We start from the raw sequence: 21,148 nt of genomic DNA, 5'->3' as shown, positions 1-21,148 counted from the left end.
CGGGGTGCGGCCGGGCACCCGGTGCCCGGCCGCATCAGCGAATCACTTCTTGACGAGATGCTCCTTGGAGCCATCCCACTGCACCAGAACGCCATTGACACGCATGTCGTTGCCCTCAAAGGTCAGGTGACCCATGACGCCTTCGAAGCCCTCCGAAGCGACCTGCTGCATGCCCTTCTGGATCCCGGCACGGCTGGAGTCGCCGCTGGCCTTGATGCCCCGGGCCATCCACCACATCGAGTCATATCCCTCCGCAGCGTACGGGTCGGGGTCCTCGCCGTACTTCTTCTTGAATCCCTCGATGAAATTCACGGCCAGCTCGCCTTCCTGTGCCGCGGAGAAATCGACCGGGTACACGAGACCCGCTGCATGTTCGCCCGCCTGGGCCACGTTGCCCGCCGACTGGACCGACGTGGCGATGGTCTGGCCCTTGTATCCCGCCTGGTCAAGCTGCGTCAGGGCGGTCACCGACTGCGGGGCGATAAGGAGCATGACCACGGCGTCCGGCTTGTTCTTGGCGATTTCCTGCGCCTGCGCGGTGAAATCCTGGGTGTTGCTCTGGACTGCGTAGGAGGAGCTGATGGTCAGGCCATGCTCTTCGGCAAGCTTGGGGAACACCTTCTGGCCGATCTCGGCGAAGGTTGGATATGTTCCGTTGTACAGCACCGCAACATTGGTCAAGCCCTTGTCAGCGAGATACTCGGCGCCGATGTCGTAGTAGCTGTGCATGGGAGCAGTCCCGCGGAAGGTGTAGTCCCCGATGACCACGCCGTCCGAACCTGCCTGGTTGAAGATGGTCGGCACGCCGGCCTTTTCAACCATCGGGGCCACCGTTGCGGCCTGCTGGCCCGAGACGGGGCCGAAGATCGCATTGATCTCCGGCTTGGCGATGGCGCGGGACACTTCGCTGGAGGCCCGTTCGATGGACCCGGCCGAGTCCGCCTCATCAAGGGTGATCTTGACGTCCTTGCCCAGGAACCCCTGCTCCTGGATCTCGTCCATCGCCAGCTTCATTCCCTTGGAAGCACCCACACCTGCGTAGGCCACCGGCCCGGTGGTGTCGTAAACCCCCATGAGCTTGATTTCGTTTGCGATGCCGCCCGGTCCGGCCGCACCCGCGGTGCTGGCCTGGCTGCCCCCGCCACAGGCGGAAAGCAATGCAACCGCTGCGAGCGCGGTCGTTGCCTTGAGCAACTGACGTCGTGTCCTTCGTGCTTCCATGATATTTTTGTCCATCCTAATGATGCGAATGATTTATATAGATACTAACTCCGTAAGCAGGTACTTGCTACCCCCGACGAGGCCATTTTTTCGACTTTCGTCAGCGGACGGCCTCACGCAGGTCCGCCGAGGCGGCGTCCCTGCTTCCCGAGAGCTGGTTCGCAACGAGGTACGCCAGCGTCAACCCGCGTCCGAGAGCGATGCCGCTGTTGTACCCGGTGCCGGTTGTCGACATTCCCGCCGCCGACCCGACGACATACAGGCCCTCAATGGGGTTCCGCTGGCCATCGAGGGCGCGCCCGTCGCCGTCGATGCGAACCCCGCTGGAGCCAATCCCCGTCCCCACGAACTTCAACCGCAGCCCGTGGAAGGGGCCCTGGGCGATCTCGCCCAACACGGGGCTGGGCTTGTTCGCCGGGTCCCCGGCGAACTTGTTGACGTAGGTGACGGTCCCCCGGCCAAAGTCCGGATCCTCGCCCTTGCGGGCGTTTTCGCTGAAACGCTCAGCGGTTCGAGCCAACTGGTCCCCGTCGATGCCCAGCTTCTGCCCCAAATCCTTGAGGCTCGGCGCGGAGTCAACCCAGCCATCGGGATATTCGCCGCCCGGAGGCGTGGCCGCCAGGCCGTACTTCTGCCGGTGCTGGTCATCCCACACCAGGAAGAAGGGCAGGTGCCGGTCATCGGGATTCAGGGTCTTGGCGACAATGTCGACCCAGTACGAGTCGTTGCAGTAGCGGTTGCCTCTGGCGTCCACGATCATCGAGTGCGGCATCGCGTACTCTGGCCCGTAGCCGTAACCCGTGCCCACCTGCGAGCGCCAGCCGGGCAGGATCGGCACGGCCGTGGGCGGAATCTTCGTAATGTCCCCGCCCACGGCGCGGGCCAGCCTGATGCCGTCGCCGCGCAAGGTTTCGGGGGCAACGCTGCCGAAGTCCTCCGGGTCCATGCCGAGCATTTCGCGCACGAGCTCGGGATCCCAGTCGTAGGTGCTTGTGGCCAGCACGACCGGGCCGCGGAACTGTACGGGCCCAGCGGGCGATTCCGCTTCCACACCGATGACCGCGCCCGAGGAGTCCGTTAGCAGCTCGCTGACGCGGTGCTCGAGCAGGATCTCGATCGAGGGTTCGGCGATCACGCGGGCCAGGAACGAGGCCACTACGCCGGTGCCGAAGGTCAGCGGGTCGCCGTCTTCCGACTCGTTCTTGCCGTGGGATCCGTCCGCAAGGCCGAAGGCGGGCAGCCCGACGTGCCCGTGCTTGGCCGGGGCGTCCTCCTCGACGTAGCTGGCGCGGCGCCCCTTGCCCAGCATTTCGTCATAGGTCTGACCGACCGGGAAGTACGGACTGTAGCGAAGCCGTTCGCGCCATGACCCGAGCACGCTGCCGTCGATGACGGCATTGGTGAGGTACCGGCCCTCGGGCAAGGCACCCTCGGCTTCGTTGTGGTAATCGGCCAGCCCGGGGATCATGGCCCATTGAATGGCACCGGTCTCCTCCCAGTACTTCATGGCTTCGGGGGACGTCTCGATCCAGCGCTTCATAGCAGCTTCATCGAGCAGCTCCGGCGAGTCGTGGGCGATGGCACGGATGTATTGCTCGGTGAGCTCGAGCGAGTCCTTGATGCCGTTCCTTTCGGCAACGTGGTTGGCCCCGGACCACACCTGACCGCCGGAGTATGCCGCAGCGCCTCCCACGAGGTCCGCGGCCTCAAGCACGGTGGCGCTGCCGCCACGCAATGCCACTCCCAGCGCCGTGGCCAGTCCGGAAAGGCCCGCTCCGACCACAACCACATGCTCGGCACCCTCGCTGGATTCCGTGCGGATCCCCTCAGCCATCATGACTCCTCTTCTCTCGAACAATAGATGCATTTAGTTGATATGATGATCATGGATATGTCAATCGTTGTCATGCAAGATTTTCGCCTTCAACGGCTATTCGCAGCGGCGAGGCAAGGCAACGCCCAAATCAGTGCGAATCCCGGGGATCCACTTTCAGAGACGGATGCCAGACTCGGGGCAACGTATGCCGGCTTCCGCCCGAACAATACGGGCCCCGGCCGGGCATTTGCCGCAGGGCACGCCACTGGAGCGGGGCGGCTGCAGGTTCGCACCCGCGAACCGTCCCGCGCCGACGTCGGACAAATGCCTCCGGCATCGCGCCGAGGCGGGTTCGACCCGGCAGCCGCCGATGGCTTGGGCCCGGAACCACGGGAACCCGGCATTTCCAGGCCAGTCACGAACCGAGAACCACGCACCCGGCAGACAATCCCCCACACCATCCAAGCGGCAGCAGGATCAGCGGCCGATCACACCTCGGTGTCGAACGAGGGCGCAGGAAGCCCGCCCAGGATTCCGTGCAGCCGCTCGGGAAGGGGCGCCTTCGTGAAGTCCCCGGCATTTCGGCAGGCATAACTCATCTGGCCCCGGGTGACCAGCTCACCGTCCCGGGTGAACTCATACCCGACCCGGTACGACGTAGTGCCCAGCCGGTCAAGCACGACCTGGCAGCTGAGGTGGTCAAAGACCTTGGCGGTGGAATGGTAGCGGGCGCCGGAGCTGATGCCCACGGTGACCACGCCAAGTTCGTCCTGCATTTCGCCACTGCGGATTCCCTGGCCGAAGAGCCACGAGGAGTAGGCACGTTCCATCCAGCGATAGTAGATGGCAAAGTAGGCGATGCCCACGGCGTCGCAATCTCCGTAGGCCAGCTGGAAATCGAGTTTCGAACCGATCACGCTCATATTCCCTTCCCGTCGTTCTGGTCTTGCCCGTGGCTGGAGCGGCCTTCGTCCGAGCCGATTGGCTCGAGCAGCACGCAGGCCGTTCCGGACAGCACCGCGTCCCCGCCAACTACGTTCAGTGCGATCTCGCAGTCGGCCACCCGACCTTGGCTCGTGGTTCTGATTCCGGTCACGGTGCCCCCCGCCCGGGCCCGGTCCCCGGCGAAGACATTGCCCAGGAACCTGACCCTGAAGTCAAGGATCCGGTCCCTGCCTCCGGACCAGCGGGCCAGCATTGTCATGAGGTAGCCCATGTTGAGCGGCCCCTGGTTCACCGGCCGATCGCCCATGCCCAGCGCTGAGACCGCACCCGCGTCCCAGTGAATGGGATTGGGATCGTTGAGCAACGCGGCCATGGTCTTCATTGGTCGGGGGTCCACCAGCACCTCGTGCACCGGCAACGCGGTTCCCACGCCGATGCTCATGCCTCGGACCTCCTGGGGAGCACCAGCGAATTCCAGCAGGTAGCCACGTGCCCGTCTCCGTCGTGGAGGTACAGCTCGTAGCCCACGATGTCGAAGGTGCCCGCCCGCCGTCCCGACTTGCGGTCCACCGAGGTGATTTTTCCGCTCACGTGGTAGGTCGCCCCGGATCGCAGCGGCATGTGCAGGGTTGTGCGGTGCTCGCCGAACATGGGGCCGTCGTCCGCCGTGGCATCAAACCACTCGAAGAGTTCGTCCCAGGTGATGCCCATTCCCCCCACTGCCGCCATCCACGCCATGACCGGGTGGGGCTGTTCCTGGGCGGGGTCATCGCCCAAGGCATCGGCCAGGAGCCAGGCCCGCCAGGGCTCAAGGGTGTAGCTTCCTCCCGGGAATTCCTTCCCGACCAGCGGATGGGGGGCCGGAACCGTTTCAGACAGCACTTTCCCGTTCCTCCCAGTAGGGGGCCCGGAGGTCGCGCTTCAAGATCTTGCCCGTGGGGGCCTTGGGCAGTTCGTCCACGAACTCCACCGAACGGGGCTTCTGGTAACTGGCCAGCTGCGTCTTGGCCTGCTCGATGATCTCCTGCTCGGTAGCGTGGTGGCCCGGTTTGAGTACGACAAACCCCTTGGCCGACTCGCCCCACTCTTCGTCGGGCACCCCGATGACGGCGCATTCCAAGACGGCGGGATGGCTGGCGATCGCCTCCTCCACCTGGACGCTGAAAATGTTTTCCCCGCCGGAGATGATCATGTCCTTGGCGCGGTCGACGATGAAGATGTAGCGATCCTCGTCCCAGGTCGCCACGTCGCCCGTCCACATCCATCCATCACGCAGGGTTTGGGCGGTCAGCTCGGGCTGGTTCAGGTATCCGACCATGTTGGCCTCCGAACGGACGATGATCTCCCCCGGTGTCTTGCTGTCACGCGGCACCTCCCGGCCCAGGTGATCCACGACGCGGACACTGGTCAGGAACCCCTCGCGGCCGCAGGAGCGAAGACGTTCGGGACGGATCCCCGCGAGGGCGTTGGCGTGGTCTTCCTGCGAGAGGAAGCACATGGTGGTCCCCTCGGTTTGCCCATAGCCCTGGATCAGGGTGCATGGGAAGGAATCAAGGGCTTGGCGCACAATGGACGAAGGCATCGGCCCGCCGCCGTACTGGATGTTGCGCAGGCTGCTCAGGTCGTACTTTTCGAAACCGTCCACGGCCATCATCCAGTTGAGCATCGTGGTGATCCCCAGGAACGCCGAGACCCTCTCCGCTTCAATGATCTCCAGCGCCTGTTTCGCCTCGAAGTTCACGAGCACCAGGGGGCATCCATGCTTCAGGTAGTTCATGGAGAGGATGATCGGAATGTGGTACATCTGCCCGGTCAGCATGTAGACATCGCTGGGGACGATCCGCTCCGCTACGGTCTGGTTCAGCATCCCGGCTCCCGCGCTTCGATGCGTGTGCAGCGCCCCCTTCGACTTCCCCGTCGTGCCTCCGGTGTAGAGGATGAAGAAGGGATCATCGTCGCCGATCCGGGATGTAGTCTCCGGTTCCAGATCGGAAGAGCTTTCGACCAGGCGCTCCAGGCTGCCGTCGCCGCCGGCACCGAACTCGAACCAGTGAGGGATGTCCAGGGCGCGCTGCAAGTCACGGGACACCTCGAGGAACTCGTCGGAGACGATGACCGCTTTGGGCGCCGCATCGCGCACGACCTCCGTGAGTGCAGGTGACGCCAGACGCCAGTTCAGCGGCTGTGTCACCAGGCCCGCACGGCCGGCGGCGAAATACAGGGCCTGGTATTCGACGCTGTTCTTCGAGAGCATGGCCACCCGGTCACCCGGCTGCAGGCCCAGCCCGAGCAGCCCGTTCGCCAGACGCCGCACGGTGGAGTCTAGGTCGGACCAATTGATCCGGCGGTCATTGGGCACGTCATAAACCGCTTGGGCATTGGGTGTAAGCGCGGCCCACTTGGCCGGGATAAGTCCCAGGTTCGCCATGTCATTCTCCAGTTCTCGAGGTTACGGCGCGGCTTAGTAGGACTTGTCCAGGTCAAGGTGGAGTCGTCGGAACCGAAGCACCCCGCCGTCCTCGACGATCTCATTCCTATATACCCCCGAACTGAGTAACTGGATCTGGTTTCCTTCCGTCGCAACCAGCGTGAGGTAGCTGGTGGTCCGGACTACTCCGTCTTCCTCGGACACCAGAAGATTGGAGTTGATGTGTCGACGCTGGTCGGTTTGGCTTGCCATCGAATCGGTCATCAACTTCATGATGGTCGCACGCCCGTCGAAGGACACCGGTTCCTGCCCCGCAATCTGCATGCTGAAGACTGCGTCTGCGGCGAAGCAGGATTCCATGGTCGCCAGGTCCCTGCTGTCATAGGCCAGGGAGTAGGTGTTGAGCAGCGTCTCGATCGCAATGCGGTCGGTCATGGTTGCCTGGGTAACGTCGGTCATGGTTCTCTCCTCATTCGGTGGTTGTCGCAATACCGCACATCCCGCTGAAGGAACTTTTCGGGATTCCGTGGACTGCATACGACATTCCACGGCGGCACTGCACACGATCTTCGACTGGTCTTTCGAGTCACGGCCCCGGTGGAAGGCTGACGAAGACCGGGGTGTCGAACGCATGATCGCCAAACCTTGGCCCTCGGAAATCCAAGGCGAAAGCGCTTATTGAACCCCAAGAACCAACACGCAAAATCCGACAATTGATGCGGATGATTAAGATAGATCGTAAGTCAGGCGACGAATCATGTCCATAGCAATGGAGGGATCTTGTGGTTCTTGTCCGGGAGTTTGCCCGCGCTGCGTCCGTGGACCGGTGCGGTTCACCCGGGAAGCTCCGCACCGTCCACCGGGCCGACGGCTGCCAAGCAGGATCTCACCGGTCTCGGGGCACCGGGGCGCAGGGAAGCGGCAGCCGGGGCATGCTTCCCTGCCAGGGTTCTGCTAGTTCCGCAGGTGGCACCGTTTACTTCTGTTTGGCTTGTGGCAAAGCCCCGCCCCGGCCATTTCCCGGCAATTTGGTGGAGTTGTGGCTGACAGTCCCCGCCGCGGGATGGAACTGAATGACGACGCGGTTGGGACTGTCCAACAGCCGGATGAAGCTCTCCGGGTCATCCGGCTGGTGCCGGGCCGCAAAAGGCCCCAGGAACCTTGCCTTCGTGGCGGGGTCGCGGTGGATAATGGCCGTCCCCCGCATGGACAGCATGCGCCGTCCGGCCAGGGACGTGCCGGCGTTGGAAATCACCATGCTGACGCGTGGATCCTTTTCAACGCCGCGCACGTGCCCTCGTCCTTCCACAGCGGTCACCCAGAAGGACCCGTCAAACTCGACGTAGCTCATCACGACCCCGCTGGCCCAACCGTCCTCGTTCGTGAAGACGAATGTGCATTCGGTCTGCGCGCCGATGAGTTCGGAGCGGTCGTCCTTGCCCATGCCAAGACCACGCAGGTCCTCGATGTTGTCGATCCCGGTCTCTCCCATGCCTACCGCCCCTACAAGGGAGAGAGCTGAAGGAACCTGGCAAGGTTTCCGCCCAGCACCTGGCGGGTTTCCTCGTCGGTGAGCCCGAGGCCGTGGATAGCCGCAATTTCCTCGCCCGGGTTGGTCATCGGCCAGTCGGATCCAAAGACAATTCTTTCGGCTCCGTGGTTGCGGATGAGCCGCCGGACCCGGTCCGGGGCAAGCGTGGTCAACGAGGGAGGCCAGGAAGTCTCGAGGATGATGTCGGCGCCGGAGAGCATTTCCTCGGCATCGTCGAGGATCTTGTAGCCGCCGAAATGGCACGCCATCAACGTCAGGTCTGGGAACCGCCGCGCAATGTCCGCAATCATCTTGGGGCTCGACAGCGCGTTGGTGCGCGCATCCCCGCCCTCGCCCACGTGGGTGATGACGGAGATCTCCGAGCCGAAGGCCTCGAGGATCGGCCACAGGCGCGGATCGTTCAGCGCGAAGTTCTGGAACAAGGGATGCAGCTTGACGCTCCTGATCCCGTGGCGCCGCAGGCTCGCCATGTTCTCTTCGAGTGACAGGTCAACGTGCACCGTGCCCACCGGGTGGCGCCGGTTGCTTGCGAGTGCCGCGACGAAGCGGTTCACCGAGTCCACGTGCCGCGCCTCGTTTGCAATGCCCAGGCAGCAACTTGCCTGGACCCCGTGCTTGTCCATGGCCGCGTCAAGGCCGGAGACCGTGCCGTCGCCGCGCGGCTCGAGCCCCGGCACCGGGTTGGAATTCAGTGCCAGCCCTGCGATCTTGTCAGGCCAGACGTGGGTATGCGCGTCGATGATGAGTTCGGGCTTCATTTCGCCGCCTTACGCAGGCGCTTGGCCAATGAATCGAGCAGCACCTCGGTGGAGCCCTCGTAAATCCGCAGCGCCCGGGCATTGCGGTAGAGCCGTTCGATCTTCGAGCCGCGAACAAGTCCGAAACGACCCATGACCTGAACGGCGCGGTCCACCACGCGGCCGGCCGCCTCGGTGGCAGCGATCTTGGCCATCGAAGAGAAGTGGATGTTGGCAAGGGGGTCGGTGCGGGCCAGGGAGGCAGCCCGGTATGCCATGGCCCGGGCCGTCTCGACTTCGGTCCAGCACATGGCCAGGGACTGGGAGACCGCGCCAAGCTCGATGAGCGGGGCGCCGAATTGTTCCCGTTCCTTCGCGTGGGCCAGCGCCTCGTCGAGCGCCGCCTGGGCCAATCCCACGGCCGAGCCCGCGACCGAGACACGGAATACAGCCAGGGCCTGGAGCATCAAGGAGAAGGCCTTACCCGGGACACCCAGCCGGTTGCCGGCGGGCACGACGACGTCGTCGAACTCGAGTTCGCCGAGAATGTGCGGTGCGATCAGGTCGTCACCGGGATTCGCGGTGAGCCCCGGGGCGTCGGCGGGGACCAAGACCATGGAGTAGCCATCGCCCTCGCGGCCCAGGACGCAGTAGAAGGAAGCGGCGCCGCCGTTGGTGATGAAGGACTTGCGGCCGCGCACCCGCAGGCCGCCGTCTTCCACCTCTTCGATTGTCGTCGTGATTCCGCGCAGGTCCGAGCCAACCTCCGGTTCGGTCAGCGCGATGGAGGCGATGGCCTCCAGCGAGGCGACCTTGGGAAGCCAGTACTGTTTCTGTTCCTCGCTTCCCCCCACCGTCAGGGTGTAGGAACCGATGCCCTGCACCCCGAAGAGTGAGTCCAGGTGCGCCGAGGAATACATCAGCGCTTCACGGATCACGGTGATCTCCAGCGGGTCCAGGGTCTCCGAAACCCCGCCGTAGGCCGCCGGCACCACGTGCCGGGCCAGCCCGGAGGCCGCCAACGCAGCGCGCGTGGGCTCATGGAGCTCCGACATCGCATCGGCTTCCCCGGCCACGGCCTCGAGCACCGCGGCGAGCGCCTGTGCCCGCTCCCGGATTGCCAGATGCTCTTCGCCCAAGTCAAATGACGGCCGCAGCGAATCGACCACGGCTTCCATGTCCCTACCCAGATCAACGCTCACAACTATTCCTGTCCCTCTGTCGAAGAATTACCCAAAACCAATACCATTCGAACACACACCCCGGGTCCGGCCGCCACATGCACGGCGGCCGGACCAAGGACATCAGCGGCGCTGGTCAAAGCGCCGGCCAAGCACCTCTGAGACGATCCGGATGCGCTGCATCGACGGCGTGCCACCGGCAATCGCCCAGCCGTGCGAGTCGCGGTGCAACCGCTCGAGTCCATATTCCTCGGTGTATCCGTTGCCGCCATGGACCTGGATGGCCAGGTCGGTGACCTTCTTCGCCATCTCGTTGGCGGTGCATTTGGCCAGGGAAACCTGGAGCGCGTCCGGAATGCCGTTCTTGACGCTGCTGGCCGCCCGTTCGACGAGGAGCCTCGCTGCTTCGACCTGCAACACCATGTCGGCAACCATCATCTGGATGGACTGGAATTCCACCAGTTGCTTTCCAAACTGCTCGCGCTGCTGGACGTAGGCCAGCGTCTTATCCAGCGCCGCCTGCCCGATCGCCAAGGACATCGTAGCGTTGCCCATCCGCTCGATCGAAAAAGCGCCAAAGAGCGAGCTGAACTCTCCAGCCGGAACCACGACGTTTTCCTTCGGGACCAGCACGTCGTCGAACATGACGTCCGCGGACGGAATGCCGCGGAAGCCCATCAGTCGTTCGGGCACACCGAAGCTGACCCCCGGCATGGTCTTGTCCACGATGATGGCACCGATCCCCTTCGCCCCGGGGGCATCGGAAAGACGTGCGTAGACCAGGTAGTGGTCGGCCTCGCCGCCGTTCGAGATCCAGCGCTTGGCACCGTTCACCACGAACCCTTCGCCGACAGGACGAGCGGTCGTCCTGGCATCGGTCGCCGCCGAACCGGCGTCGGGCTCGGAGATCGCCACGGCCATCGTCTTATCGCCGGTGATGATGTCCGGCAACAGCCGCTCCCGCTGCTCCTCGGTTCCCAGGTGGTTGATGACCTGGGCCGGGCCGGTGTTCGATTCAAAGACCTGGAATGCCGCGGGCCGGCAGACCTTGGCGAATTCCTCGATGACGGCGAGCGCCTGGGACAGTGGCGCATTGGAGCCGCCGAAGCGCTCCGGGTGCGCAATGCCAAGGAAACCCAAGTCCCCGAGTCGCTTGCGCTCTTCGAGGGAAATGGGCGTCCGAGTCACATCCAATTCCTCGGCCATCGGCGCATAGACCTCTTCGGCTACCTGAGCTGCCAGTTTGCGGATCTCGGCATGTTCATCAACAACGGAAACCGTCACGGCCTCCACCTCCAATTTCATCGATCTACGGGAAAGCCCCGAGGTGCGGTCGACGAGCCGGAAAAGCCTGGGGTTTTCTTGACCCAGTCCGCAATTCCGAGCGTCTATTGTATTCATTATCCTAGATTAGGCCCCAAAAGCAAAGCCCCCTCCCATGCCCAAAGGCAGGAAGGAGGAGTTGCCGCGAACCTTATGGCCTGCCGGCCGGCTGGCGGGCCTCGCGGAAACGGGGCTTGCGCTTCTCCATGAACGCCTGGGCGCCCTCCCGCATGTCCTCGCTGCCGATCGCCTGGATGAGGGACTCGAGTCCTGCTTGCATGTTGTCCTTCGAGGCGTTCCACCACATGTTGGAACTGACCTTGGCGATCTCCAGGTAACGCGGGCTGAGTTCGTGGATTTCCGCGAGCCAGCGGCCGACGGCCTCGTCGAGCTGCCCGTCCGGGACCACCTCGTTGATCAGGCCCATGGCGTAGGCCTGATCCGCGCTGTAGCGCCGGCACATGAAGGACATCTCCTTGGAGCGCTTCTCGCCTATCTGGACCGCAGCCAGGTTCGTGGCCCCGAGCACCGGGGCCGATCCGACCTTCGGGCCCGTCTGGCCAAAGGTGGATCGCTCGGTTGCAATGGCGAAGTCGCAGGCGATGACAAGCTCATTGCCGCCCCCGGCCGCCGCCCCGTCCACCGCGGCAATGACCGGCCGTGGGCAGGCACGGATGGCGTCAACCAATCGCAACGAAGTGGTAAACAGGTCGCGCAATTCCTCCGGATCCGGATCGCTCAACTGCCCCAGTGCACCGCCGGCACAAAAGGAGCCGCCGCTGCCAGTGATCACCACGGCCTCCGCCCTCGAAGCAGAGTGCAGTGCCTCGATCATGGCATTGGCCATGTCCAGGTCGTAGGCATTGCGCCGTTCCGGGCGTTCCAGCCTGATGCGGACAACACCTCCGCTTTCTTCCACACTTACGCCAACTGACGACATCCCAACTCCAAACTATGTAGATGCACAGAACCCGCAGCCACCCGCCGAACGGCCGGTCGCGAACCAGTGCAAGAGATACTTGTGTCCTGCCATTTAAGCCTGCTTTAGACAACCGTTTTCCAAGACAGTGCCCTTCGAGTCACCAGCCCGACGACCCTGTCGACGATAAATCCGACCACCAATAGCGCCACTATTGCAGCAAATGTGCCCGCCGTGTTGAAAGTCCCTGCATTCATCGCCACTAGGAATCCCAGGCCCCTATCGCCAGCGAGCATCTCCGCCACGACCACTCCAACAATCGCCTGTGGCACGGCGAGCTTCATCGCGGCGACGACCCAGATCAATGCCGATGGCAGGCTGACGCGAAATAAAACGTCAGCACTGCTTCCGCCCATTATCCTGACCGAACTGACCAAAGCCGGGCTGACGTCCCTGATTCCGAAGAACGTGTTGTTGAAGATTAGAAAGAAGACAATGGTGCTGGAAGTCAACACTCGCAGCTCCGAGTTGATGCCGACCCACATTATGAACAAGGGAATCAGAGCATGCTTCGGCATTGTGTACAGAGCCGTTATGAAGGGCTCGAAGACGACGGCCAGCTTGGCCGACTGACCCAGGATGCATCCGACGGTAAGACCTGCAAGACCACCCAAGAGCAGACCCAAGGCTGAATCTTTGAACGTACTCGCAGCATGATAAAAGAGCTCTCCGTTTACGATCCAGGACCATAACTCCGGAAAGACCGCTGAAGGGCGACTCACCAATAGATCATCGACCCAGCGCCCGGAGCTATACTCCCACAGAGCGAGGAAGCCAATGACGATCAGTGCCTGAGCCAGGCGCACCTTGCCGGTCCGGTGGGCGCGTTTGGTCCTCCGGCGACTCAGATTCTTCGCGGTCGCCTCGGCACCCTGCGATTGCTTGTCATCAATTGTCAGAGTTTCCATGATTTGTCACCTCTCAGTGCCCGCTGAGGCCCGAAGCTTGGCCGTCAACAGAATGTCGTGGAGCTCGCGTTCTACTTCGAAGAATTCCTTGTCGAACCGAAGGGCTGCAAGGTCCCGGTCTCGGCCGAAAGGGAGGTCGATGTCGGCGACAATGCCACCGGGCGGCCCGCCACCAACGACGAGCACTCGATCCGACAAGGCAGCAGCCTCGGCAATATCGTGCGTCACGAAAAGAACCGCCTGATTCAGGCGCGTCACCGTTCGTCGGAGTTCCATATGCATTAGCTGACGCATTTGCGCATCCAACGCCGCAAATGGTTCGTCCATCAGAAGCAAGGTGGGTTCATAGATCATGCTTCTCGCCAGCAGTGCCCGTCGACGCATGCCGCCGCTGAGTTGGCCTGGAAAAAGTGTGCGGGCGTGTTCCAGATCAAGCATCCGAAGATAACTATCAACCTTGGACCGAATCTCAGCTTTCGGTACGCCCCGAAGACGCAGGGGAAGGCTGATGTTTGCTGCCACCGTTCGCCACGGCAAGAGAGTGTCATCTTGGGTCATGTACCCGGCCGAAGTATTGAACCCTTCGATCGGTTTTCCTTCGAACCTAACGTGGCCACTTCGCGGTCGGATCAGGCCAGCGGCCAAGTTCAAGATGGTGGTTTTACCGCATCCGCTAGGACCGAGCAAGGTCACAAATTCTCCTGCTCGAACTTTCATGGTGACGTTCCGGAGAATGTCTTCCCTGTCTCCGAAGCCAATACACAAATCCGCGACTTCGAAGATGTTTCCGTTGACCTGCGTCTGAGCTAAAGGTTCGTTCAACAGGCGCGCGTCCCCTGCATTCCTATCACTGCGAGTTCTCACGACACACCACGTGCAGGCGGGGCAACGAGGTCCTCATATTTAATCACCGAGAAGTCCTTCTCCGAGCTGGGCTGGAAGAGATCCTGATACGTCTGCCAATTTTCCGACGTGAATGCAGCTCCATCCGGGAATCCGTCCTTCGCTTGCTCCCACGCTGCATCAAAGACATCCTTGTCAAGCTTCTCGAACGTCTTTTCATGCAAGGCCTCGCCTACCTTTATCGGGTCGGCTTCGACCCGCCGTTGCGCGTCAGCCAAAGAGGCGTGCACTGCTTCGACGGCTTTCGGATTCTCTCTGAGGTATTTCTTGGTTGTAACCAGCACCACTCCAACCAGATCATCGAAAGCTTCGACGTCGCCTCGGGGCAAGGAAACCCACAGCTCACCAGATCCATCGGCAATATTGACGTCGGCTATGCCCACGCCAAAGAAACTCCCGTCGAATTTCCCCTGGCGGATTCCCGCAACAATGGCCGAGGGATCACTGACAGGTACAATGCTGAGATCCCGATCGGGATTCAAACCGTACTTTTCCACCAAATATCTCAGTGTCGAATTGCTACTGGAGCCCGGGGGCGAAGACGCAATGGTCAGACCTTTCAATGCCCTTATTCGATCCTCAATGGGGTCGTCAGGACCAACCCCAAGCCCCTCCGCGACCTTGGAGTTGAGCACAATGTTATTGATCAACCCGCCGGTCCCTCCGACCACAACGAGTCCCGCGCCCTCGGCATTTGCATCCACGGCCGTCGCTGTACCGATTCCCACGACATCGAATGATCCCGAGCGAAGAGCAGCAACGAGATTCGTACTACCCGCGCCCCCCATCGTCGGAACCATGTTCAGACCATGTTCAGAATCGATGTCTTCTTGGAGGACGTAATTGATGAGCGCGGTGTTGAAAGTCGGGATGGCGAGCCCCACACGCACGGTGGCAAGACCGTCAGAAGACTCCGCAGCGGCGGAGACGCCGTTGCTTCCACAGCCTGTCAACGCCAAAGCGCCCGCCGCAAGCAGGACTGCGATGCGACGGGACGCCGGCCAGCGACGTGGTTGGTGTTTCATAAGTCCTCCTCGAAAAACACTTGCTTCTGATGCCCTAATAGTGAACATGATTAATATGGTTAGTCAACACTAGACCGCAACCCTCCAACCTCCTTGACCTCACTGGGGCTAAGATCTAAGTTAACTATATGAATCATGACCATGGATTAAACTCCGGGGCCGCGTCGGCTTTCACGCACTTGTTCTCGCCCATTGACTTGGGCCCGATGCAACTACGCAACCGGGTCATGATGCCTCCACACAATTCGGCCATCGGAAACTTCTGGGGAACTGACGAACACGAAGCCGATCGGGCGATCGCCTACCTCGAGTCGCGGGCCAAGGCTGGTGTGGCCTGGGTCGGCGGCATCACCGGACGCATCCGCAACCAGTTCATCCCCGGATTCGAGCCCTCCGGCATCAGTGCGGAAACCAAGGGCTATTTCCGGCTGCCCTACTTCGTCGACAGGGTGCAGCAGGCCACGGACACGCTCCACGCCGCCGGGGCGGTGGTGACATGCCAAATGACCATGATCGGCGGATTCCCGCATGCACCCTCCGCCCGGCTGAGCTCGCCTGTCACCAACCAGCTGCCCCATGTGCTCACGACCAAGGAGATCGCCTGGTTCGTCAAGGAATACGGGTTCTCGGCCGGCCAGGCACTCCGGGCGGGACTCGACGGCATCGAATTGCACGTCAACCACGACGACATGCTCGAATGGTTCCTCTCTCCCCTCACCAACAACCGCCAGGACGCGTACGGCGGATCGCCGGAGAACCGGGCGCGGTTTGTCGTTGAGGTGCTCACGGCGATCCGCGAGGCCGTGGGCACCTCCATGGCCGTGGGCGTGCGGCTGAATCTCAAAGAGGACGTTCCCGGCGGTTATGACGCCAAAGACGGCATCGAGATCGCCCAGTACCTTGAATCCACCGGAATGATCGACTTCATCCACGCGGTGGTCGGCACGCCCTGGGGGAACCCCAGCTACATCCAACCGCACTTCTTCGACGCTGGGCAGTGGTCGGGGCTCGCTGGGAACCTCAAGCGCGCCGTCTCGCTGCCCGTCGTCCACACCGGGCTGGTCAACTCCCCGGAAACCGCCGAAGCCATCCTGGCAGCCGGCAACGCAGACGTCATCGGCATGGCCCGGGCGCACATCGCCGACGGCGATCTCCTGCTGAAGGCCGCCGCAGGCCGAACCGAGCAGATCCGCCCCTGTGTCGGCGGCAACGAGTGCATCAACCGGCGATATGTGGACGGGCTGCCGTTCGGCTGCGCGGTTAATCCACACACCAGCAACGAGATCGACGGCCCTTGGCTCCCCTCCCCCAGCCCCAGGCGCCTGCTGGTGGTCGGCGGCGGCCCCGCAGGACTGGAACTTGCGGGCCTGGCGGCCGAGAGCGGACACCAGGTCGAGCTTTGGGAGGCCCAGCCGGAGCTGGGCGGGCAACTGCGCATCGCGGCCGCCGCACCCAAGCACGAGCGCTTCGCAAAGTACCTGGACTGGCAGCGGGACCGGCTGGCCGGCCTGGGCGTCGAAATCCGGCTCAACCACCCCGCCACCGTCGACAACGTCCTGGCGGAGGAGGCCGACGCCGTGGCCGTGGCCACCGGCGCCTCGGCCCGGAGGCCAGATGTCCCGGGGGCGCACGGGGAATCCGTGCTGGAAATCCGCGATGTCCTCACCGGCGTGTCCGTTCCCGGAAAACGCGTCGTCATCGTTGCCCAGGACGACCACATGCCGCCGCTGGCGTTGGCCGACCACCTCAGTTCCCGTGGCCACAAGGTCCGGGTCATCTACGCCACCAACGGACCGGCCCAGCTGCTGGGCCGCTACATCGTCGGCGGAATCCTGGGCCGGCTGAGCACCAACGGGGTGCAGTTCCGATTCATGGAGGAGGTCATTTCCATCGCCGCCGGGAGCCTGACCACACGCAACGTGTATTCCGGGGTCGAGGATGCGGTGGAAGACTTCGACTCGGTGGTGCTGGCCTGCGGAGGGGTCTCGGAAAGCGCCCTGTTCGAAGAGCTGAATGGCCTTCGCGGCGACGTCCATCTCCTGGGCGATGCATACGCCCCGCGCCGCCTGGTCTTTGCCACGCGCCAGGCCTATGCGTTGGCCAAGCTCCTGCGGAACCCTGGCCGGCTCCTCCCGGTAGAGGCCGGCCCCCTTGCGAAGGAAGCCACCCGTTGAACATCGAAACGGCCTCCCAGGCACCCGGGCGTCTGGCGTTGGACCTGGAAGCGCTGCTCGCGCCGCGCTCCATCGCCATCGTCGGCGCCTCCTCCAACCCGGAGGGGTACTCCTCCCGCAGCCTCACCAACCTCTTGCGCACCGGCTACTCGGGCAGCATCTACCCGGTCAATCCCCGGCACACCGAGCTGGCCGGCCTGCCGTGCTACCCGAGCGTGGGACACGTCGGCCAGCCGGTCGATGCCGCGATCCTGCTGGTCCGCGGCGAGCTGGTGGCCGATGCCGTGCGCGACTGCGTCGCGGCGGGGGTCAAGGTCATCACTGTCTGTTCGGCCGGCTTCGCCGAGGACGGGGAGGAAGGCCAGGCCCGGCAGGAGCAGCTCGTGGACCTGGCCCGCACCGGCGGCAGCCGGCTGCTGGGCCCGAACTGCATCGGGGCGTTCGACGTGGTTGAAAACGTCGTTGGGTGCCCAACGCTGAACATCACCGAGGTCTTCACCCCCGGGAACATCGCCATTGTGAGCCAAAGCGGCGGCATGGCGGTGAACCTGTTCAACCGGGCCCAGGGCCGGGGAATCGGGATCCGCGGCGTCGTGAGCGTCGGCAACGAGGCCGATATCAACGTCGCGGACCTCATCGACGCCCTTGCCGACGACGAGCACACCAAGGTGGTTGCCTTGTTCGTCGAGGAACTGCGCGATGTCCCGGCCTTCTCAGCGGCCGTGGCGAAGGCGCATCGCGCGGGCAAGCCCGTGGTGGCGCTCAAGGCGGGCCGTTCGGAGGCCGGGGCACGCAGCTCGCTGACCCATACCGGGGCCCTGGCCGGTTCGCACGCGGTGTTCGGCGACGTCATGGAACAGCTCGGGGTCCTGGAAGTCGACTCGGTCGACACGCTGATCGACAGCGCGGACCTGCTCTCCCGGGTGGAACCGCCGGCCTCGAACCGGCTCTTGATCGTCTCCCCCTCGGGCGGGGAATGCAGCCATGCAGCCGATCGCGCCACCGAACTGGGGCTGCGGGTCCCGCCGCTGTCCGCACGGAGCATCGATGCCCTGTCCGCCGACATGCGCTTCGGCACCCCGGGCAATCCCCTGGACCTGACCGGCCAGGTCGTCGGCAACGCCGGATACCTGGCCGACGTGCTGAGCGAACTCGAGCGCGACCCCGAATTCGACATGGTGCTCTACGCCATCCCCACCTGGGGCCCGCACGATGCACAGCGGCTGCTGCCGGGGTTCATTGCCGCCGCACGGTCCAGCACCAAACCGACGGTCATCTCGGCATGGACCGCAGCGAACCTGACCGAGCATGCCGAATCGGTGCTCGCGGACGGCGACGCCGGCCATTTCGGTTCGGTCGATGCCGCCCTGACCGCCCTGTCCAATCTTGCCCGCTGGTCCCGGCTCCGTGCCGCGGCCGCCAAGGCCCCGCCGGAACGCCTCGCCGGGCCTGCGTTGCCGCGCCCGGGCGAACTGCCCGAATTGCCCACCGAGCACCAGTCCAAGGCCTTCCTGCGCCGGCAGGGTTTGCCGGTCTCCCGAGAGGTCCTGCTCGCCGACGCGGCCGGTGCAGCGGGCGTTGCGGCAGAGATTGGCTTCCCGCTGGTGGCCAAGCAGCTCTGCGCGGGAGTGGTCCACAAGTCCGACCTGGGTCTGGTGAGGGTGGGACTGCGCGACGAGGCCGAGCTCGACCAGGCCGTCCGTGACTTCGCGCAGATCATGGCAGTCCGGTGCCTGAAGCCCGAGGGACTGCTGCTTGCCGAGCTCCACCGGGGTACCGAGGTCATCGTCGGCGGGATCCGCGACCCCCGGTTCGGTCCGCTGTTGATGATCGGTGCCGGAGGAGTGCTGGCCGAGCTCCTCGATGACGTCGTCTTCCGTCTGTGCCCGCTCACCCGGGAGGAAGCCGAATCCGCGCTCGACGGGCTCGCGGTGGGCCTGCTGCTCCGCGGCCACCGCGGCACCGGGTACGACAGGGACGCCCTGGTCGAGATCATTGTCGGTTTCTCGGAGCTGTTCGCGGCCTCGGACTGGCTGGCACAGGCGGACCTGAATCCCGTGATAGTTGCAGACACCCCGACAGGCGGCGCCGTGATTGTCGACGCCGCACTGGTCCTCACCCCACCCACCAAGGAGTAAGCACATGGCACTGAAATTCGGGCTGGCCCTGATGAACGATTTTCCGCAGGACGTGGTGCCTGCAAGCCGCATCTCGATGCTGCGCGAACAGGTCCGCGCCGCGCGCGACGCCGACATCGACTCGCTCTGGGTGCTGCAGCACTATCTGGGCGGGATGCCCACCCTGCAGCCAGTGCACCTGCTTTCGGCGCTTTCACAAGACGCCGGCAACATGAAGCTGGGCACCAACATGTACATCCTGCCGCTGCGCCACCCCGTCGGGGTGGCAGAGGAATTCTCTACGCTGGACCACCTCACCAACGGCAATGCTATCGCCGGTTTCGGGATGGGCTACCGCGAAAACGAGTTCAAGTCCTTCGGTGTGCCCATGGAGGAGCGCATCGGACGCTTTGAGGAGGGCATCCAGTTGGTGCGCCAGCTCTGGAGCGGGGAACGGACCAGCTTCGCAGGCCGGCATTTCCAGCTCGACGACGAGCGGATCAGCCTCGCTCCGGTCCAGCCCGGCGGGCCGCCGATCTGGATCGGGGCCGGAGCCCACCGCAAGGGCGCGGAACGGGCTGCCCGGCTCGGCGACGCCTGGATCGTTCCACCGCACACCTCGCCCGAGAAGCTCGAAGTCGTCCTCGGACACTATCGGGCGGAACGTGAGCGCCTCGACCTCGGCCCGGCCTCCGAATTCGTGGTCCGCCGCGAGCTGGTGCTGGACCCCGATGCCGAACGGGCACGCTCGATCGGGCTCGGCGCCCGCAACGCGCTGAGCCGGGAGTACGCCAAGTACAACGCACCGGACCAGACAGGGAACTACTCACACTTGGCTTCGGACCAGGCGGCGGAACAGACTGCCGACGCCTCATACCTGTTCTCCGACCCGGCCTCGGCCGTAGTCGCGCTCAAGGAGCTGGAGGCCCAAGGCCTGACCTACATCGTGCTGCGCATGCAGTGGTACGAGTTGGGCCAGGAGCAGGTCCTTCGCACCCTCGAGATGTTCAAGAACGAAGTCCTCCCATCCTTCCGCTAGCCGGCAGCCCCCTGAATCGAGCACACAATGACGTATCCGATACTGCAGGACAAGGTCGCCTTGGTGACAGGCGCCGGCATGGGCATGGGGGCGGCGACGGCCAAGCTCTTCGCCGGCGCCGGGGCCCGCGTGGCCGTGGCCGACTTCAATGAGGAAGCAGGCGAGAGGACCGTCGCCGATATCGAAGCGGCTGGGGGCGCCGCCTGCTACGTCAAGGTCGACGTGTCCCAGTCGGAACAGGTGAAAACGATGGTAGATCAAGTCGTCGCGACCTATGGCCGACTGGACGTGGCAGTGAACAACGCGGCCATCACCCCGGATGTCGCCCCGCTGTCCGAATTCGACGAGGACTATTGGGATCGGTTGATGGGGGTCAATCTCAAGGGCGTCGCGCTGTCGCTGAAGTACGAGCTGCGCCAACTCATCGAGCAGGGGGGCGGCGGATCCATCATCAACGTCTCCTCGATCCGCGGCTTCCGACCGCAGCCCAATGCGGCGGCGTATGTAGCCGCCAAGCACGGCGTTGTCGGACTGACCAAGGTAGCGGCCATGGAGAACGGCCCGCGGAACATCCGCGTCAATTGCGTCGCCCCCGGCGCCATCGATACTCCCATGCTGGCAGCGTCGCTGGCCCGACGCGGTCAGGCGGAGGCAGACGTAGCGCCGAAACTGAGTCTGTTAAACCGGTTTGGCACGGCCGACGAAGTCGCCCAGGCGTCACTTTGGCTCGCCTCGGAGCTGTCGTCCTATATCACTGGAAGCACCCTTCACGCCGATGCCGGCTACACCAGCAGCTAACG

19 protein-coding genes are annotated in these 21,148 nt (G+C 63.8%); 4 read left to right on the top strand and 15 right to left on the bottom strand.

What is annotated here, in order from left to right; translation table 11 throughout:
* Positions 1–42 precede the first annotated feature (42 nt).
* The 15 genes from ACIPUB_RS03470 to ACIPUB_RS03400 all read right to left on the bottom strand — a co-directional run bounded on the left by ACIPUB_RS03470 (position 43) and on the right by ACIPUB_RS03400 (position 15,018).
* On the bottom strand, positions 43–1,221 hold the full coding sequence (locus ACIPUB_RS03470; RefSeq protein ID WP_407606076.1) for an ABC transporter substrate-binding protein: 1,179 nt from the start codon (positions 1,219–1,221) through the stop codon (positions 43–45).
* Positions 1,222–1,321: 100 nt separating this feature from the next.
* On the bottom strand, positions 1,322–3,055 hold the full coding sequence (locus ACIPUB_RS03465) for an FAD-dependent oxidoreductase (RefSeq protein ID WP_407606075.1): 1,734 nt from the start codon (positions 3,053–3,055) through the stop codon (positions 1,322–1,324).
* A 470-nt stretch (positions 3,056–3,525) separates the two neighbouring features.
* Positions 3,526–3,960 carry an acyl-CoA thioesterase gene (locus ACIPUB_RS03460; protein WP_407606074.1) on the bottom strand — a complete coding sequence of 145 codons (435 nt, stop codon included), beginning with the start codon at positions 3,958–3,960 and terminating at the stop codon, positions 3,526–3,528.
* Positions 3,957–4,424 (bottom strand): MaoC family dehydratase, encoded by a 468-nt coding sequence (locus tag ACIPUB_RS03455; protein ID WP_407606073.1) that lies wholly within the window; start codon positions 4,422–4,424, stop codon positions 3,957–3,959. Before ACIPUB_RS03455 ends, ACIPUB_RS03460 begins: the two co-directional genes overlap by 4 nt.
* On the bottom strand, positions 4,421–4,864 hold the full coding sequence (locus tag ACIPUB_RS03450) for a hypothetical protein (RefSeq protein WP_407606072.1): 444 nt from the start codon (positions 4,862–4,864) through the stop codon (positions 4,421–4,423). The genes ACIPUB_RS03455 and ACIPUB_RS03450 overlap by 4 nt, the downstream gene beginning before the upstream one ends.
* Positions 4,854–6,410: an AMP-binding protein gene (locus ACIPUB_RS03445; protein WP_407606071.1), complete on the bottom strand. Its 1,557-nt coding sequence runs from the start codon at positions 6,408–6,410 to the stop codon at positions 4,854–4,856. Before ACIPUB_RS03445 ends, ACIPUB_RS03450 begins: the two co-directional genes overlap by 11 nt.
* 33 nt (positions 6,411–6,443) lie before the next feature.
* The gene (locus ACIPUB_RS03440) at positions 6,444–6,869 is read right to left on the bottom strand and encodes a nuclear transport factor 2 family protein (RefSeq protein ID WP_407606070.1); all 426 of its coding nucleotides are present in this window, start codon (positions 6,867–6,869) and stop codon (positions 6,444–6,446) included.
* A gap of 517 nt (positions 6,870–7,386) precedes the next feature.
* A complete protein-coding gene (locus tag ACIPUB_RS03435; protein WP_407606069.1) occupies positions 7,387–7,902 on the bottom strand; it encodes a pyridoxamine 5'-phosphate oxidase family protein in 516 nt (171 codons plus the stop codon).
* Positions 7,903–7,913: 11 nt separating this feature from the next.
* Positions 7,914–8,720 carry an amidohydrolase family protein gene (locus ACIPUB_RS03430; protein WP_407606068.1) on the bottom strand — a complete coding sequence of 269 codons (807 nt, stop codon included), beginning with the start codon at positions 8,718–8,720 and terminating at the stop codon, positions 7,914–7,916.
* Positions 8,717–9,901, bottom strand: coding sequence for an acyl-CoA dehydrogenase family protein (locus tag ACIPUB_RS03425; RefSeq protein WP_407606067.1), 1,185 nt, complete (start codon positions 9,899–9,901; stop codon positions 8,717–8,719). The genes ACIPUB_RS03430 and ACIPUB_RS03425 overlap by 4 nt, the downstream gene beginning before the upstream one ends.
* A gap of 102 nt (positions 9,902–10,003) precedes the next feature.
* Positions 10,004–11,185, bottom strand: coding sequence for an acyl-CoA dehydrogenase family protein (locus ACIPUB_RS03420; protein ID WP_407606066.1), 1,182 nt, complete (start codon positions 11,183–11,185; stop codon positions 10,004–10,006).
* 169 nt (positions 11,186–11,354) lie between these two features.
* Positions 11,355–12,122: an enoyl-CoA hydratase/isomerase family protein gene (locus ACIPUB_RS03415; RefSeq protein ID WP_407606065.1), complete on the bottom strand. Its 768-nt coding sequence runs from the start codon at positions 12,120–12,122 to the stop codon at positions 11,355–11,357.
* A 125-nt stretch (positions 12,123–12,247) separates the two neighbouring features.
* Complete coding sequence (locus ACIPUB_RS03410; protein ID WP_407606064.1) at positions 12,248–13,090, bottom strand: ABC transporter permease; 843 nt, start codon at positions 13,088–13,090, stop codon at positions 12,248–12,250.
* Positions 13,091–13,096: 6 nt separating this feature from the next.
* A complete protein-coding gene (locus ACIPUB_RS03405) occupies positions 13,097–13,912 on the bottom strand; it encodes an ABC transporter ATP-binding protein (protein WP_407606063.1) in 816 nt (271 codons plus the stop codon).
* A gap of 38 nt (positions 13,913–13,950) precedes the next feature.
* Positions 13,951–15,018: an ABC transporter substrate-binding protein gene (locus ACIPUB_RS03400; protein WP_407606062.1), complete on the bottom strand. Its 1,068-nt coding sequence runs from the start codon at positions 15,016–15,018 to the stop codon at positions 13,951–13,953.
* Between the two features lie 128 nt (positions 15,019–15,146).
* Between ACIPUB_RS03400 and ACIPUB_RS03395 the strand changes: the two genes are divergently transcribed.
* From ACIPUB_RS03395 to ACIPUB_RS03380, 4 genes are read left to right on the top strand one after another with little or no spacing between them, the layout of a single operon-like run.
* Positions 15,147–17,192 (top strand): FAD-dependent oxidoreductase, encoded by a 2,046-nt coding sequence (locus ACIPUB_RS03395; protein WP_407606061.1) that lies wholly within the window; start codon positions 15,147–15,149, stop codon positions 17,190–17,192.
* The gene (locus tag ACIPUB_RS03390) at positions 17,189–19,330 is read left to right on the top strand and encodes an acetate--CoA ligase family protein (RefSeq protein WP_407606060.1); all 2,142 of its coding nucleotides are present in this window, start codon (positions 17,189–17,191) and stop codon (positions 19,328–19,330) included. The genes ACIPUB_RS03395 and ACIPUB_RS03390 overlap by 4 nt, the downstream gene beginning before the upstream one ends.
* Before the next feature lie 4 nt (positions 19,331–19,334).
* Positions 19,335–20,348, top strand: coding sequence for an LLM class flavin-dependent oxidoreductase (locus tag ACIPUB_RS03385; RefSeq protein WP_407606059.1), 1,014 nt, complete (start codon positions 19,335–19,337; stop codon positions 20,346–20,348).
* A gap of 27 nt (positions 20,349–20,375) precedes the next feature.
* Positions 20,376–21,146, top strand: coding sequence for an SDR family NAD(P)-dependent oxidoreductase (locus tag ACIPUB_RS03380; RefSeq protein ID WP_407606058.1), 771 nt, complete (start codon positions 20,376–20,378; stop codon positions 21,144–21,146).
* The last annotated feature ends 2 nt before the right edge of the window (positions 21,147–21,148 follow it).

It is taken from the genome of Paeniglutamicibacter sp. ORCA_105 (genome assembly GCF_045798545.1).
GTDB lineage: Bacteria > Actinomycetota > Actinomycetes > Actinomycetales > Micrococcaceae > Paeniglutamicibacter > Paeniglutamicibacter sulfureus.
Note: the sequence above shows the minus strand (reverse complement) of the source record. Positions and strands in the feature narration are given on the sequence as shown.

Coding starts and splice junctions, on each gene's coding strand:
- ACIPUB_RS03470 (WP_407606076.1), bottom strand. CDS start 1,221: ATGGAAGCACGAAGGACACGACGTCAGTTGCTCAAGGCAACGACCGCG.
- ACIPUB_RS03465 (WP_407606075.1), bottom strand. CDS start 3,055: ATGGCTGAGGGGATCCGCACGGAATCCAGCGAGGGTGCCGAGCATGTG.
- ACIPUB_RS03460 (WP_407606074.1), bottom strand. CDS start 3,960: ATGAGCGTGATCGGTTCGAAACTCGATTTCCAGCTGGCCTACGGAGAT.
- ACIPUB_RS03455 (WP_407606073.1), bottom strand. CDS start 4,424: ATGAGCATCGGCGTGGGAACCGCGTTGCCGGTGCACGAGGTGCTGGTG.
- ACIPUB_RS03445 (WP_407606071.1), bottom strand. CDS start 6,410: ATGGCGAACCTGGGACTTATCCCGGCCAAGTGGGCCGCGCTTACACCC.
- ACIPUB_RS03440 (WP_407606070.1), bottom strand. CDS start 6,869: ATGACCGACGTTACCCAGGCAACCATGACCGACCGCATTGCGATCGAG.
- ACIPUB_RS03435 (WP_407606069.1), bottom strand. CDS start 7,902: ATGGGAGAGACCGGGATCGACAACATCGAGGACCTGCGTGGTCTTGGC.
- ACIPUB_RS03430 (WP_407606068.1), bottom strand. CDS start 8,720: ATGAAGCCCGAACTCATCATCGACGCGCATACCCACGTCTGGCCTGAC.
- ACIPUB_RS03420 (WP_407606066.1), bottom strand. CDS start 11,185: ATGAAATTGGAGGTGGAGGCCGTGACGGTTTCCGTTGTTGATGAACAT.
- ACIPUB_RS03410 (WP_407606064.1), bottom strand. CDS start 13,090: ATGGAAACTCTGACAATTGATGACAAGCAATCGCAGGGTGCCGAGGCG.
- ACIPUB_RS03400 (WP_407606062.1), bottom strand. CDS start 15,018: ATGAAACACCAACCACGTCGCTGGCCGGCGTCCCGTCGCATCGCAGTC.
- ACIPUB_RS03395 (WP_407606061.1), top strand. CDS start 15,147: ATGAATCATGACCATGGATTAAACTCCGGGGCCGCGTCGGCTTTCACG.
- ACIPUB_RS03385 (WP_407606059.1), top strand. CDS start 19,335: ATGGCACTGAAATTCGGGCTGGCCCTGATGAACGATTTTCCGCAGGAC.
- ACIPUB_RS03380 (WP_407606058.1), top strand. CDS start 20,376: ATGACGTATCCGATACTGCAGGACAAGGTCGCCTTGGTGACAGGCGCC.